A 15,844-nucleotide genomic window follows, 5' to 3' on the forward strand; every position below is an offset into this window, starting at 1 on the left:
ATTTTGATTCGTAAGCCGGGTAAGGCGAAGCCGCCGCCCGGCTTTTGTTTGCCCGCCTCTCCCCTCTGTATATGTTGACCTGCGTCTCATTATTTAAATTTTGCCTGCCTGGGTGATTCTCAATCACGTCATGTTACCCGTATCATTCCTGCGGACACTAAACATACCCATAACAGCCGACTAAACTTAATCGTTTCACAGGCGACCGTATTAGTGCCGTTAACGCTCTGTTCCCAGTTGGGACAATCGGAATTTGTCGTTGAAACAATGACGTTACCCATAACAATTCAAAGGCCAGGTAAATCATGCCATTAGTCATCGTCGCTATCGGTGTTGTGTTATTACTGCTCTTGATGATCCGTTTCAAACTGAACGGATTTATCGCTCTGGTTCTGGTGGCACTTGCAGTCGGTCTGATGCAAGGCATGCCGCTGGTAAAAGTTATCAGCTCAATTAAAGCCGGCGTCGGCGGCACGCTCGGCAGCCTGGCGTTGATCATGGGCTTTGGTGCCATGCTCGGCAAAATGCTGGCGGACTGCGGTGGCGCGCAGCGTATTGCCACCACGCTGATTGCCAAATTCGGCAAACAGCACATTCAGTGGGCGGTGGTATTAACCGGTTTTACCGTCGGTTTCGCGCTGTTCTATGAGGTGGGCTTCGTCCTGATGTTGCCATTGGTGTTCACCATCGCGGCGGCGGCCAACATCCCATTACTGTTCGTCGGTGTGCCAATGGCGGCTGCGCTGTCCGTGACCCACGGCTTCCTGCCTCCGCACCCGGGCCCAACCGCTATCGCGACCATCTTCCACGCCGATATGGGTAAAACCCTGCTGTTCGGTACCATCCTGGCGATCCCGACCGTGATTCTGGCCGGTCCGGTATTTGCCCGCTTCCTGAAAGGCATTGATAAGCCGATCCCGGAAGGTCTCTACAGCGCCAAAACTTTCACCGAAGAGGAGATGCCTGGCTTTGGCGTCAGCGTCTGGACCTCGCTGGTGCCGGTGATCCTGATGGCGATGCGTGCGATTGCCGAGATGGTTCTGCCGAAAGGTCACGCGTTCCTGAGCGTGGCGGAGTTCCTGGGCGACCCGGTCATGGCGACGCTGATTGCCGTTCTGATTGCGATGTTCACCTTCGGCCTGAACCGTGGCCGTTCAATGGACCAGATCAACGACACGCTGACCTCGTCCATCAAAATCATCGCCATGATGCTGCTGATCATCGGCGGTGGCGGTGCGTTCAAGCAGGTTCTGGTCGACAGCGGCGTGGACAAATACATTGCGTCCATGATGCATGCCACCAACCTGTCCCCACTGTTTATGGCATGGTTTATCGCAGCCGTTCTGCGTATCGCGCTGGGTTCCGCAACCGTTGCGGCCATCACGGCCGGTGGTATCGTGGCACCGCTGATCGCCACCACGGGCGTCAGCCCGGAGCTAATGGTTATCGCGGTAGGTTCCGGCAGCGTGATTTTCTCCCACGTCAACGATCCGGGCTTCTGGCTGTTCAAGGAGTACTTCAACCTGACGATCGGTGAAACCATCAAGTCCTGGTCCATGCTGGAAACCATTATCTCCGTGTGCGGCCTGGTCGGGGTTCTGCTGCTGAATATGGCTATCTGATGTAAAAAAGCCGGGTGGCGCTAACGCTTACCCGGCCTACATTCTATTCCCTCTCCCTTTGGGAGAGGGTTAGGGTGAGGGAAAAATCACCGCTTCTTAGTTAACGCTCTTCTGCGCTTATCCAGATCTTTAATCAGCCTGTTCACCCCGTCATCAGTAAACATCGCTTCCAGACCCACAGAAAGCTTGCGTCGCCAGTTCTTGTATTGATAGCTGGTCCCCGGGATGTTTACCGGCTCCGCCATATCAATCCAGTCCTCCGGCTGTAGACCCAGCAACGCGCTGTTGCTGTCGGCAATATAGCGCTGTAACCCGCGGTTGAGCGTGGACGTCATCGCCATCAGCGATGCCTTATGCCCGGCGCGTTTCGGCAGACAGCCGTGCTTGTGCAGCGCATCCAGCAGCCCCTGTTTCGCCAGCTCGCGATCCTGGTACAGGCCGCGTAAAACCACCTCATCCGGATACAGCCCCAGCGTTTTGCCGAGCGTCAGGTCGCCGCTTTCCCAGTAGCCACGAAGCGTAGGAAGGTCATGCGTCGTCGCGACTGCCATTGATTGTTCCGGGTACGCTTTCGGCGCGCGGAAGGTTTTCTCATGGTCGCTCTCAAAATAAAGCACTTTGTAGGAATACACGCCGCTGTCGCGCAGCTTGCTGACGATTTCCACCGGCACGGTACCGAGATCTTCGCCGATCACCATGCACTGATGACGTTTACTCTCCAGCGCCAGGATCGACAGCAGATCGTCCACCGGGTACTGCACGTATGCCCCGTGATCGGCCGTTTCACCGTACGGGATCCACCACAGGCGCAGCACCGACATAACATGGTCAATGCGCAGCGCGCCGCAGTTCTGCATATTCGCGCGCAGCAGATCGATGAACGGCTGGTAGGCGCGAGCGGCCATGACGTGCGGATCCATCGGCGGCAGACCCCAGTTCTGGCCCAGCGGGCCGAGGATGTCCGGCGGCGCGCCCACGGAGGCTTTCAGGCAGTAAAGCTCGCGGTCGCACCAGGTTTCCGCCCCGCCCTCTGCCACGCCAACCGCCAGATCACGGTACAGGCCAATCGGCATGTTATAGCCCTGGCTCACCTGCCAGCAGGCGGCAAACTGGCTGTACGCCAGCCACTGCAGCCAGAGATAAAAATCCACCTCGTCGGCATATTTTTTACAGAAGGCTTTTACTTCCGGGGTATCCACCCGTTGATACGCCTTCGGCCATACCGGCCAGCCCCAGCGCATCTCGTCTTCCTTCACCTGGTAGGCGTGCAGCGCATCGAACGCCGCCTGCCAGTAAAGGCTCTCGCCCTCCCGGTCTACAAACTGACGGAAAGCGGCCATCTGCTCGTCATCGCGCTTCGCAAACCCCTTCCACGCCAGGCGCAGCGCGGCCATTTTCAGCGAGGTGACGGCAGAGTAGTCCACCCACTCGGCGTCGCGTGCCTGCTTCAGCATCTGCTGCGTGGTCTCCAGCCTCCACCACGCCTGCGCCTCTTTGCTGTTTTTGAAATCATCCAGCGCGTTAACGTCGATATAAATGACGTTTAACCAGCGACGCGAAGACGGGCTGTACGGGCTGGCGCTTTCCGGGTTCGCCGGATAGAGCGCGTGGATTGGGTTGAGGCCGATAAACGCCCCGCCGCGCTCACCCACTGACGAGAGCATCTTTTTCAAATCGCCGAAGTCGCCGATGCCCCAGTTACTGTCGGAGCGCAGCGTGTAGAGCTGCACGCAGGCCCCCCACAGCTTTTTGCCCTCCACCAGCGCCTGCGGCTCATAGCAGCGCTTCGGCGCAACGATCACCCGGCAGGCGAACGGCTTGTCATTCTGGGTGAGCGTTAACGTGTGGTAGCCCTCCGGCAGTTTTGCCGGAAGGGTAAAGCGTTTGCCGCCGGTGGCGTGGCCTGTGTGCGCCTGCCCCGCTTCGGTAGTGAGCTGCCAGCTAAACTCGCCGTGCCCCTCCACCGTCAGCGACATTTTTTTGCCCGCGGTAAAAACCTTGACGTTCGGCACCGGGGAGGCCGACGCTTTCGCGCCGGTGTTGTGCATGGCATCCAGCAAACGTCTTTTGGTTTCAGCGCCAATAGACTGTGGTTTGCCGTGAGCATTAATGTAACTGAGGCTTATCCCCGCCGCCTGCGCGGCGCTATCCAGACGTTTACTCTCCATCGCGCTTCCTTAGCGTTTTGCCTGCCAGATACGAGCCTGATAGTCACGGATTGAGCGGTCAGAGCTGAACATACCGCAGCGGGCGGTATTCAGGATACACGCGCGGGTCCAGGCCTCCTGGTCGCGGTACAGCACATCGACCTGCTTTTGCGCATCCACGTAGGCCGTGAAGTCCGCCATCACCAGGTACGGGTCGCCGCCCTGTTTGCCCATGCTGTGCAGCATCTGGTCGAACGCGTGCTTGTCGCCGTCGCTGTATTTACCGCTCTCCAGCTCTTTCAGTACTGCATCCAGCACTTTGTCTTTTTTACGCCACTTCACCGGGTCGTAGCCTTTGGCTTTGATGGCTTTCACTTCTTCAACAGTATGGCCGAAGATAAAGATGTTCTCTTCCCCAACCTTCTCGGCGATTTCGACGTTCGCACCGTCCAGGGTGCCGACGGTCAGCGCGCCGTTCAGCGCGAGCTTCATGTTGCCCGTACCGGAGGCTTCTTTACCCGCCGTTGAGATCTGCTCAGAGATATCCGCCGCCGGGATCAGCATTTCCGCCGCCGAGACGCAGTAGTCCGGCAGGAACACCACCTTCAGCTTGTCTCCCACCTTCGGATCGTTGTTGATCGCCGCCGCAACCTTATTAATGGCGAGGATGATGTTTTTCGCCAGATAGTAGCCCGGCGCGGCTTTCGCACCGAACAGGAACACACGCGGCACGCGGTCGGCCTGCGGGTTCTCGCGGATCTCCTTGTACAGCGCCAGAATGTGCAGCAGGTTCAGGTGCTGGCGCTTGTACTCGTGCAGGCGCTTAATCTGGATATCAAAAATAGCGTTCGGGTTGATCTCAATTCCGGTGCGCATCTTCACAAACGCCGCCAGGCGAACTTTGTTCTCCCGCTTGATGGCGCGGTACTGCTCGCGGAATTTGGCGTTGTCGGCCTGTTTTTCCAGACTGATGAGCTGGTCCAGATCGTTGGCCCACTCTTTCTTCAGCGTCTTGTCCAGCAGGCCCGCCAGCAGCGGGTTGCACTGCTTGATCCAGCGGCGCGGTGTGATGCCGTTGGTCACGTTGTGGAATTTGGTCGGCCACAGCTGGTGATATTCCGGGAACAGATCTTTCACCACCAGGTCGGAGTGCAGCGCCGCCACGCCGTTGACCGCAAAGCCGCTCACCACGCACATGTTCGCCATGCGCACCTGTTTGTCATACACCACGGCCAGCTTCGCCCAGACGGCGTTATCACCCGGCCATGTTTTCTCCACCAGCGTTTTAAACTGGTCGTTAATCGTGTTGATGATCTGCATGTGGCGCGGCAGCAGGGTTTTCACCAGCTTCTCATCCCAGCACTCCAGCGCTTCCGGCATCAGGGTGTGGTTGGTGTAGGCAAAGGTGCGGCTGGTAATCGCCCAGGCGTCATCCCAGCTCAGCTGATGCTCATCGATCAGCACGCGCAGCAGCTCAGGGATCGCAATCGTCGGGTGCGTGTCGTTGAGCTGAATCACTTCGAAGTCCGGCAACTGTGCCAGCTTACGGCCCGCCAGATGATGACGGCGCAGAATATCCGCCACGGAGCAGGCGCACTGGAAGTACTGCTGCATCAGGCGCAGCTTTTTACCCGCCAGATGGTTGTCGTTCGGGTAGAGCACTTTAGTCAGTTTTTCGGCGTCGATGCCCTGCTGCTCGGCACGCAGGAAATCGCCGTCGTTGAATTTGGTCAGGTTGAACGGATGCGCGTGCTTCGCCTGCCACAGGCGCAGCGGCTGAGAGACGCCGTTACGGTAACCGAGCACCGGCAGGTCCCAGGCTTCACCGGTAAGAGTAAACGCTGGCTCCCAGAGCCCTTGCTTCGAGACTTTCCCGCCAATGCCCACCTGCACATCCAGCTGCGCGTTGTGGCGGAACCACGGGTAGGTGTTGCGATGCCAGTCGTCCGGCGCTTCCATCTGATGCCCGTCGGCGAACGACTGACGGAACAGGCCGTACTGATAGTTCAGGCCATAACCGATGGCCGACTGGCCGACGGTCGCCATGGAGTCGAGGAAGCAGGCCGCCAGACGCCCTAAACCACCGTTGCCAAGCGCCGGGTCGGTCTCTTCTTCCAGCAGGTCGGTCAGGTTAACGTCGTGCTCTTTCAGCACATCGCCCACCTCCTGATACCAGCCGAGGTTAAGAAGGTTGTTGCCGGTGAGGCGCCCAATCAGGAATTCCATCGAAATATAGTTCACGTGACGCTGGCCCTTAACGGGCTTCGCCACCGGCTGAGCATCCAGTTGCTCTGCGAGCGCACCGCTCACCGCCTGCCACCACTGGTGGGGCGTCATTTCGTTTGCAGCATGAAGGCCAAAACGCTGCCACTGACGCGTCAGGGCAGCCTGAAATTGAGCTTTGTTGAAGGTAGGCTGTGACATAGGGAATCGGCATCCTGTAGAGAGAAAATTAACCACTGGCGCTAGTGTGCCTGGCTCATTACGCCACTTCCTCCTCCCGTAAAGGATTAGCCAGGGAGGAGTAGCGGGGATGAGCAGAAAAGTGTGATCGAGGCCACTTTGCGCGCCAGGCGGCAGTGTGCGTTGAAGGCGAAAAGATAACCGGGAAGAGTGTCAAAAAAATGAAATGCCGTTTCGTAAGAAATTAATTCACGTCGAAACGATCTCTTACAGAGAATACGCTTTTTGCAATTAAGGGGTTTCTCAGAGAAGTATTACGCCTGCTGAACATTACCCAAACTTTATTAACGCGGACGTGATTATCCCGTTATGAAACCCGTTTCAGCGTAAGCGCACGTCATGCAAACAATCCAGTATCCATGCGGCATGAGGGCCATTTTTAAAAAGTTCCGCCGCCTGCCGGAATGTTTTGTGACACAGTGCAAATTCAGAGGCACAAAACCCAGACATAACTTGCAATAGTTCTTCTATTCACCGACCTTATATCTATTAATTACGAAGCGCAAAAAAAATAAATTTCTCGTTCCCCACAGTGAAGTGAAAACTATGTTGATTCCGTCCAAATTAAGTCGCCCGGTTCGCCTCGACCACACGGTGGTCCGCGAGCGTCTGCTGGCTAAACTTTCCGGCGCGCATAATTTCCGACTGGCGCTGGTGACGAGCCCTGCAGGTTATGGAAAGACAACGCTCATTTCACAGTGGGCGGCGGGCAAAAGCGATCTCGGCTGGTACTCCCTTGATGAGGGCGATAACCAGCAGGAGCGTTTTGCCAGTTATTTAATTGCTGCCCTTCAGCAGGCCACCAACGGCCATTGCGTAGCCAGCGAAGTGATGGTGCAAAAACGCCAGTACGCCAGCCTGTCTTCCCTTTTCTCACAGCTCTTTATTGAACTGGCCGAATGGCATCGTCCGCTGTACGTGGTGATTGATGATTACCATCTGATCACCAACCCGGTTATTCATGAGTCGATGCGCTTTTTCCTGCGCCATCAGCCGGAAAATCTCACCCTGGTGGTGCTGTCGCGCAATTTACCGCAGCTCGGCATCGCAAACCTGCGCGTGCGCGATCAGCTTCTCGAGGTGGGCAGCCAGCAGCTGGCCTTTACCCATCAGGAAGCCAAGCAGTTCTTTGACTGCCGCCTGACCTCCCCGATTGAAGCCTCCGAGAGCAGCCGTCTGTGCGATGACGTTGCCGGCTGGGCGACCGCCCTGCAGCTCATTGCCCTCTCTGCGCGACAAAATAACAGCCCGACGCATCAGTCCGCGCGTCGTCTGGCGGGTATCAATGCCAGCCATCTGTCGGATTATCTGGTGGACGAGGTGCTGGACAGCGTTGATCCCTCTACCCGTAACTTCCTACTCAAAAGCTCCCTGCTGCGCTCCATGAACGACGCGCTGATTATGCGCGTCACCGGCACGGAAAACGGCCAGCTTCAGCTCGAAGAGATTGAACGTCAGGGACTCTTTCTGACGCGGATGGACGATCCCGGCGAATGGTTCAGCTATCACCCGCTGTTTGGCAGCTTCCTGCGCCAGCGCTGCCAGTGGGAGCTGGCCGCCGAACTGCCGCAGATCCACCGCGCCGCCGCCGAGAGCTGGATGGCTCAGGGCTTCCCGAGCGAGGCGATCCACCATGCGCTGGCCGCCGGTGATGCCAACATGCTGCGCGATATTCTGCTCAACCATGCGTGGGGGCTGTTTAACCACAGCGAACTGACGCTGCTTGAAGAGTCGTTAAAAGCGCTGCCGTGGGAAAGCCTGCTGGAAAACCCGCGTCTGGTGCTGCTGCAGGCCTGGCTGATGCAGAGCCAGCATCGCTACAGCGAAGTGAATACGCTGCTGGCGCGCGCCGAGCAGGAGATGGAAAGCGAGATGGACGCCACCCTGCACGGCGAGTTCAACGCGCTGCGCGCCCAGGTGGCTATCAACGATGGCGACCCGGAAGAGGCCGAACGTCTGGCGATGGTCGCGCTGGACGAACTGCCGCTGGCGAACTTCTACAGCCGCATTGTGGCGACCTCGGTACACGGTGAAGTGCTGCACTGCAAAGGCGACCTGACGCGCTCGCTGTCGCTGATGCAGCAAACCGAACAGATGGCGCGCCGCCATGACGTGTGGCATTACGCGCTGTGGAGCCTGATCCAGCAAAGCGAGATTTTATTCGCGCAGGGGTTCCTGCAGGCCGCCTGGGAGAACCAGGAGAAAGCCTTCCAGCTTATTCGTGAGCAGCATCTGGAACAGCTGCCGATGCACGAGTTCCTGCTGCGCATTCGCGCTCAGCTGCTGTGGGCGTGGTCGCGTCTGGACGAGGCGGAAAGCGCCGCGCGTCAGGGCGTGAACGTGCTCTCCAGCTTCCAGCCGCAGCAGCAGCTGCAATGCCTGGCGCTGCTGGTGCAATGCTCGCTGGCGCGTGGGGATTTGGACAATGCGCGCAACCATCTTAACCGCCTGGAAAACCTGCTCGGCAACGGCCAGTACCACAGCGACTGGGTTTCCAACGCCGATAAGGTCCGGGTGATTTACTGGCAGATGACCGGCGACAAAAAATCCGCCGCCAACTGGCTGCGCCACACGCCGAAACCTGAATTTGCCAATAACCACTTCCTGCAAAGCCAGTGGCGAAACATTGCCCGCGTGCAGATCCTGCTCGGTGAATTTGAGCCTGCCGAAATTGTGCTGGAAGAGTTGAACGAAAACGCCCGCAGCCTGCGCCTGATGAGCGATCTGAACCGTAACCTGCTGCTGCTCAACCAGCTTTACTGGCAGGCGGGTCGCAAAAACGACGCGCAGCGCGTGCTGCTGGAAGCGCTGCAGCTGGCTAACCGTACCGGGTTTATCAGCCACTTTGTGATTGAGGGTGAAGTGATGGCGCAACAGCTGCGCCAGCTGATTCAGCTCAACACGCTGCCGGAGCTGGACCAGCACCGCGCCCAGCGCATTCTGCGTGAGATTAATCAGCACCATCGGCACAAGTTCGCCCATTTTGACGAGAACTTCGTCGAACGGTTGCTGAACCACCCTGAAGTGCCGGAACTTATCCGCACCAGTCCGCTCACCCAGCGTGAATGGCAGGTGCTGGGGCTGATCTATTCAGGGTACAGCAATGAGCAGATTGCCGGCGAGCTGGCCGTCGCGGCGACGACCATTAAGACGCACATCCGTAATCTGTATCAGAAGCTCGGCGTGGCGCATCGTCAGGATGCGGTGCAGCATGCGCAGCAGTTGCTGAAGATGATGGGGTATGGCGTGTAGGTTTTGTGCGGCCTGATGCCCTCACCCCGGCCCTCTCCCACAGGGAGAGGGAGAAAGACCGCTCAACACAACTCTAACTGCAAATTATTATCTTTAATCACCTGCAACACGCCCGCCGGGGGCATCACGTCGGTGTAAAGCGCATTGACCATGCTGATGCTGCCCATATTCACCATCGCGTTTCGGCCAAACTTGGAGTGGTCCGCCACCAGCATCACGTGGCGTGAATTCTCAATGATCGCACGCTTGGTGCGAACTTCGTGGTAATCAAACTCCAGCAGCGAGCCGTCGCTGTCGATACCGCTGATCCCCAGAATGCCGAAATCGAGGCGGAACTGAGAGATGAAATCGAGCGTCGCTTCGCCGATGATCCCGCCGTCGCGGCTGCGCAGTTCGCCACCCGCGAGAATGATGCGGAAATCATCTTTCTGCATCAGGGTATTGGCGACGTTCAGGTTGTTGGTGACCACGCGCAGGTTCTCGTGTTGCAGCAGCGCGTGCGCAACCGCCTCTGGCGTGGTACCGATATCAATAAACAGCGTCGCGCCGTTGGGGATCTGGCTGGCGACCTTACGCGCAATGCGCTCTTTCTCCGCCGTTTGTGTCGCCTTACGGTCGTGCCAGGAGGTGTTCACCGAGCTGGACGGCAGCGCCGCCCCGCCGTGATGGCGCAGAATACGGCTTTGATCGGCCAGGTCGTTTAAATCGCGACGAATGGTTTGCGGGCTGACGGCAAACTGCTCCACCAGCTCTTCGGTACTGACGTATCCCTGTTTTTTTACCAGTTCGATAATGGCGTCATGACGCTGCGTTTGTTTCATGAAATATCCCTGGAATTATGTTCGTTTTCGCGCATGGAGCGTGTCGGCGAAGGCCATCGCCAGCCCGACGGCCAGACCGGTGACGTGGGCACCGTTGGCAATGGACATACCAAACAGATCAAACCATCCGGCAATAAGCCATATTAACGCAAAGGCGATTAATCCGCGCTGCAGATAGATGCCGCTCTCCGGGTCGCGCTCGCCTCTGAGCCAGACGTACCCCATCAGGGCGTAGACCACGCCGGACAGGCCGCCGAACCATGGCCCGCTGAATTTATGCTGCACATAGCCGCTCAGCAGGGCGCTAATCACGGTGAGCACAATCAGCTTGCCGCTGCCCAGTCGCTTCTCAACGATACCGCCGAGGTACCACCACCACAGCAGGTTGAAGAGAATATGCATCACCGAGAAGTGCATCAGCGTATGGGTGAAGTAACGCCAGACGTCAAACTGCAGGGAGGGATCGTACGGCCACGCCAGCGCAAGCATCACGGGCTGATCGCCGACCACGTTCATAATGATAAAGACCAGAATACAGGCCGCCATCAGCAGCAGCGTAAACGGCCCGGCGCGTTCGCGCAGCGTGGCGATAAAAGGAAAACGACGGTATTGCAGCCCGCTTCCCGTCTGGCCGGACTGCCAGCTCGCGGCGAGGTAGCGCGGGTCGGCGGGATTCTCAAGGAAACGCGCCAGCTCCTCGTTGACGCGCGCGGCCTGGCTTTCGTCGGCGAGCCAGACGTCGGTTTGCGTATGTTGCTGAAGGGTAAGGATAACGCCCTGCGTCGCCATATAGTCGACAAACGCCTGGGCGACGCGCGGGTTGGTAAAGGAGGTGATCATCAACATGGGCGGCGGTCGCTTATTTCCACACAAAAGAGGACAGTATAGCGAGATCAGCGCTCAAACGCGTACTCAACTTCTGCCGGGAAATGGCGATGCCAGGCATCGAAGCCGCCATCAACGCTGTACACCGCATCGTAACCCTGCTGAAGCAGGTACTGCGCCGCGCCTTTGCTGCTGTTGCCGTGGTAGCACATCACCATCACCGGCGTTTCGAAGTCATTATCGCGCATAAACGCGCCCAGTGTGTCGTTGGTGAGATGGAACGCGCCCGGCGTATGGCCCATCGCAAAGCTCTGCGGATCGCGGATGTCCACCAGCACCGCTTTTCCCTGGTGCATCTTCTGGTGGGCTTCTTCTACGTTAATACATTCAAACTGATCCATGGTGTTCTCTTTCTGTTGTTCAGGTTGGGTGCGCTCTGATGCCCTCACCCCAGCCCTCTCCCACAGGGAGAGGGAGAAAAGTTGGCCGCACTATTTTACCCTGTAGTGTACGTCCTGGCGGCGGGTAAACGCCATTATGTTATCCATATCACTCTAAATTGTTTTTTTGATGTTACCAAAGGCGCGTTCCTTTGCTATTATGAGCGATATCGAACATTTCTGAGCTTTAACGAAAGTGCATGAGGGTGTTATGGAAACCAAAGATCTGATTGTGATAGGCGGGGGCATCAACGGTGCCGGTATTGCGGTTGATGCCGCAGGACGCGGTTTATCCGTGCTGATGCTGGAAGCTAACGATCTCGCCTGCGCGACGTCGTCCGCCAGTTCCAAACTGATTCATGGCGGCCTGCGCTACCTGGAACACTACGAATTCCGTCTGGTCAGTGAAGCCTTAGCTGAACGCGAAGTGCTGCTGAAGATGGCGCCTCATCTGGCGATCCCGATGCGCTTTCGTCTGCCGCATCGCCCGCATCTGCGCCCGGCGTGGATGATCCGTATCGGCCTGTTTATGTACGATCATCTCGGCAAACGCACCAGCCTGCCGGGATCGAACGGCTTGCGTTTTGGCTCAGAATCGGTCCTGAAACCTGAAATCGTGCGCGGATTCGAATATTCCGACTGCTGGGTGGACGATGCGCGTCTGGTGCTGGCCAATGCGCAAATGGTCGAGAAGAAAGGCGGCGAGGTGAAAACCCGCACCCGCGCTACCGCGGCCCGCCGTGAAAACGGCCTGTGGATTGTGGAAGCGGAAGACGTGGATACCGGCGAGAAATTCAGCTGGAAAGCGCGCGGCCTGGTGAACGCCACTGGTCCGTGGGTGAAACAGTTCTTTGATGACGGTATGCACCTGCCTTCGCCTTACGGTATCCGCCTGATTAAAGGCAGCCACATCGTTGTGCCGCGCGTCCATACGCAGAAGCAGGCGTATATCCTGCAGAACGAAGACAAGCGCATCGTGTTTGTGATCCCGTGGATGGATGAGTTCTCCATCATCGGCACCACCGACGTGGAGTACAAAGGCGATCCGAAACACGTCGAGATCGACGAGAGCGAAGTGAACTACCTGCTGAAGGTCTATAACGCGCACTTTAAGAAACAGCTGGCGCGTGATGACGTGGTCTGGACCTACTCCGGCGTGCGTCCGCTGTGCGATGACGAATCCGATTCGCCGCAGGCCATCACCCGCGATTACACGCTCGATATTCATGACGTGGACGGCCAGGCTCCGCTGCTGTCGGTCTTTGGCGGCAAGCTCACCACCTACCGCAAGCTGGCCGAGCACGCGCTGGAAAAACTGGCCCCGTACTATAAAGGCATCGGCCCGGCATGGACCAAAGAGGCGGTACTGCCCGGCGGTGATATTGGCGATAACCGCGATGATTTCGCGGCGAAGCTGCGTCGTCGCTATCCGTTCATTACCGAAGACATGGCGCGCCACTACGCCCGTACGTATGGCAGCAATACCGACCTGATCCTCGGTGAGGCGAAAACGCTGGCGGATCTGGGCGAGCATTTCGGCCATGAGCTGTACGAAGCCGAGCTGCGCTATCTGGTGGAGCACGAATGGGTGCGCCGTCTGGAAGATGCCATCTGGCGTCGTACCAAAGAAGGGATGTGGCTTAACGCCGAGGAGCAGTCGCGCGTGGCGCAGTGGCTGGCACAACATGCGGGAAAGCGTGAGTTGTCACTCGCGTCCTGAGGGTGAAAAAAATGCCCGGTGGCGCTGCGCTTACCGGGCCTACAGGATCGAGTAGGCCGGGTAAGGCGGAGCCGCCACCCGGCTTTGTTTTACAACCGCACCGGATCAATATGCCAGATGGTGTCGGCATACTCCTTGATGGTTCTGTCCGACGAGAAATACCCCATATTGGCGATGTTATGCATCGCGGCGCTGGTCCACTTCTCCTGCTGGCGATACAGATCGTCCACTTTATCCTGGCAATCCACGTAGCTGCGGTAATCCGCCAGCACCTGATAGTGGTCGCCGAAGTTAATCAGCGAATCCACGAGGTCACGGTAGCGGCCCGGCTCGTCAGGGTTAAAGAGACCGGTCGCGATTTGCGTCAGCACCTGGCGCAGCTCCTCGTCCTGCTCGTAATACTCACGCGGCTGGTAGCCCTTCCTGCGCAGCGCCTCCACCTCTTCCGTGGTGTTACCGAAGATAAAGATATTCTCCGCGCCCACATGCTCCAGCATCTCGACGTTGGCACCGTCCAGCGTGCCGATGGTCAGCGCACCGTTCAGGGCAAACTTCATGTTACTGGTCCCGGAAGCCTCCGTTCCCGCCGTGGAAATCTGCTCGGAGAGATCCGCCGCCGGAATGATCATCTGCGCCAGGCTCACGCTGTAGTTGGGGATAAAGACTACCTTCAGCTTGTCGCCAATGACCGGATCGGTGTTGATCACCTTCGCCACATCATTGATAAGATGAATAATGTGCTTCGCCATGTAATACGCCGACGCCGCTTTACCGGCGAAGATTTTCACGCGCGGCACCCAGTCGGCGGTAGGATCCGCCTTGATGCGGTTGTAGTGGGTGATGACGTGCAGCACGTTCATCAGCTGACGTTTGTATTCATGGATACGCTTGATTTGAACGTCGAACAGCGCCTTCGGATTAGCCACAACGTTCAGGTGCATAGCCAGCCAGACCGACAGACGCTTCTTGTTCAGCAGCTTCGCTTCGCGCACCGCTTTGTTCACCGTCGGAAAATCGATGTGCTGCTCTAACTCGCTCAGCTGGCTCAAATCGGTGCGCCAGGTGCGGCCAATGTTCTGGTCCAGCACGCCGGATAACGGATGGTTCGCCAGCGCCAGCCAGCGCCGCGGCGTTACGCCGTTGGTCACGTTGCAGAAGCGCGTCGGGAAGATTTTGGCAAAATCAGCAAACAGCGACTGCACCATCAGGTTCGAGTGCAGCTCGGACACCCCGTTGACCTTGTGGCTGATCACCACCGCCAGCCAGGCCATGCGCACGCGGCGACCGTTGGACTCATCGATGATCGACGCGCGGCTCAGCAGGCCGGTGTCGTTCGGATACTGCTCCTGCAACGTCTTCAGGAAGTAGTCGTTGATCTCGAAGATGATCTGCAGATGGCGCGGCAGGATTTTACCGAGCATATCCACCGGCCAGGTCTCCAGCGCTTCGCTCATCAGCGTATGGTTGGTGTAGGAGAACACCTGGCAGGTCACCTCGAACGCCTCGTCCCAGCTGAACTTATGTTCGTCAATCAGCAGACGCATCAGCTCAGGAATCGACAGCACCGGATGGGTGTCGTTGAGGTGAATCGCGATTTTATCCGCAAGGTTGGCGTAGGTTTTGTGCAGCTGATGGTGACGGCTGAGGATGTCCTGGATCGTCGAAGAAACGAGGAAATATTCCTGACGCAGGCGCAGCTCACGCCCCGAGTAGGTTGAGTCGTCCGGATAGAGCACGCGGGACACGTTCTCGGAGTGGTTTTTATCTTCCACCGCTGCGAAGTAGTCGCCCTGGTTGAACTTACCGAGGTTGATCTCGCTACTCGCCTGGGCGCTCCACAGGCGCAGCGTGTTGGTGGCATCGGTATCGTAGCCGGGGATGATCTGGTCATAGGCCACGGCGAGGATCTCTTCGGTTTCGACCCAGCGGGAGCGTTTACCCTCCTGCTGAATACGTCCGCCGAAGCGCACCTTGTAGCGCGTGTTGTGGCGTTTGAACTCCCACGGGTTGCCGTACTCCAGCCAGTAGTCCGGGGACTCCTTCTGACGCCCGTCAACGATGTTCTGTTTGAACATCCCGTAGTCATAGCGAATGCCGTAGCCGCGCCCCGGCAGCGCCAGGGTCGCCAGCGAGTCGAGGAAGCAGGCGGCAAGACGCCCCAGGCCGCCGTTGCCGAGGCCGGGGTCGTTCTCTTCGTCGATCAGCTCTTCCAGGTCCAGCCCCATCTCTTCGAGCGCGTTTTTCACGTCTTCATAGATACCGAGCGACAGTAGCGCGTTAGACAGGGTACGGCCAATCAAAAATTCCATCGACAGGTAGTAAACCTGCCGCGTTTCCTGCGAAAGCTGAGCGCGGTTGGAGCGCAGCCAGCGTTCGACCATGCGGTCACGCACGGCAAACAGCGTGGCGTTCAGCCACTCGTGTTTGTTGGCGATAACCGGATCTTTCCCGATGGTGAACATCAGCTTATAGGCGATGGAGTGCTTTAACGCCTCAACGCTGAGTGTCGGTGAAGAGTAGCTAAAAGGAGCGTTCATATCTGTCACTTCGCCTC

Annotated in this window: 9 protein-coding genes; 3 read left to right on the forward strand and 6 right to left on the reverse strand. The window is 57.9% G+C overall.

Translation table 11 applies throughout. The annotated features are described in order from the left end of the window. Positions 1–305: 305 nt before the first annotated feature. Entirely contained in the window at positions 306–1,622 is a 1,317-nt protein-coding gene (gntT, locus tag QLG21_RS04540; RefSeq protein ID WP_006177901.1) for a gluconate transporter, read from the forward strand. A gap of 86 nt (positions 1,623–1,708) precedes the next feature. On the opposite strand, the gene malQ is transcribed toward gntT, so the two are convergent. After that, positions 1,709–3,790, reverse strand: a complete 2,082-nt coding sequence (gene malQ / locus QLG21_RS04545; RefSeq protein ID WP_282483955.1) for a 4-alpha-glucanotransferase — start codon at positions 3,788–3,790, stop codon at positions 1,709–1,711. Between the two features lie 9 nt (positions 3,791–3,799). Next, the gene (gene malP / locus QLG21_RS04550) at positions 3,800–6,193 is read right to left on the reverse strand and encodes a maltodextrin phosphorylase (RefSeq protein ID WP_088209229.1); all 2,394 of its coding nucleotides are present in this window, start codon (positions 6,191–6,193) and stop codon (positions 3,800–3,802) included. A gap of 585 nt (positions 6,194–6,778) precedes the next feature. Here malP and malT point away from each other — a divergent pair. Further along, positions 6,779–9,484: an HTH-type transcriptional regulator MalT gene (gene malT / locus QLG21_RS04555; RefSeq protein ID WP_006177905.1), complete on the forward strand. Its 2,706-nt coding sequence runs from the start codon at positions 6,779–6,781 to the stop codon at positions 9,482–9,484. 62 nt (positions 9,485–9,546) lie between these two features. Here the strand turns inward: malT and QLG21_RS04560 are convergent, their stop codons facing one another. From QLG21_RS04560 to glpE, 3 genes are read right to left on the reverse strand one after another with little or no spacing between them, the layout of a single operon-like run. After that, positions 9,547–10,305 carry a DeoR/GlpR family transcriptional regulator gene (locus QLG21_RS04560; RefSeq protein ID WP_006177906.1) on the reverse strand — a complete coding sequence of 253 codons (759 nt, stop codon included), beginning with the start codon at positions 10,303–10,305 and terminating at the stop codon, positions 9,547–9,549. A 15-nt stretch (positions 10,306–10,320) separates the two neighbouring features. After that, positions 10,321–11,151, reverse strand: coding sequence for a rhomboid family intramembrane serine protease GlpG (gene glpG / locus QLG21_RS04565; RefSeq protein WP_006177907.1), 831 nt, complete (start codon positions 11,149–11,151; stop codon positions 10,321–10,323). A 47-nt stretch (positions 11,152–11,198) separates the two neighbouring features. Then, the gene (gene glpE, locus QLG21_RS04570) at positions 11,199–11,531 is read right to left on the reverse strand and encodes a thiosulfate sulfurtransferase GlpE (protein WP_006177908.1); all 333 of its coding nucleotides are present in this window, start codon (positions 11,529–11,531) and stop codon (positions 11,199–11,201) included. 250 nt (positions 11,532–11,781) lie between these two features. On the opposite strand from glpE, the gene glpD reads away from it, so the two are divergent. Further along, positions 11,782–13,290 (forward strand): glycerol-3-phosphate dehydrogenase, encoded by a 1,509-nt coding sequence (gene glpD / locus QLG21_RS04575; protein ID WP_137903719.1) that lies wholly within the window; start codon positions 11,782–11,784, stop codon positions 13,288–13,290. A gap of 89 nt (positions 13,291–13,379) precedes the next feature. Here the strand turns inward: glpD and glgP are convergent, their stop codons facing one another. After that, positions 13,380–15,827 (reverse strand): glycogen phosphorylase, encoded by a 2,448-nt coding sequence (glgP, locus tag QLG21_RS04580; RefSeq protein ID WP_137903720.1) that lies wholly within the window; start codon positions 15,825–15,827, stop codon positions 13,380–13,382. Between the last annotated feature and the right edge of the window lie 17 nt (positions 15,828–15,844).

The sequence above is a fragment of the Enterobacter sp. V87_3 genome, assembly GCF_029967835.1.
GTDB lineage: Bacteria > Pseudomonadota > Gammaproteobacteria > Enterobacterales > Enterobacteriaceae > Enterobacter > Enterobacter cancerogenus.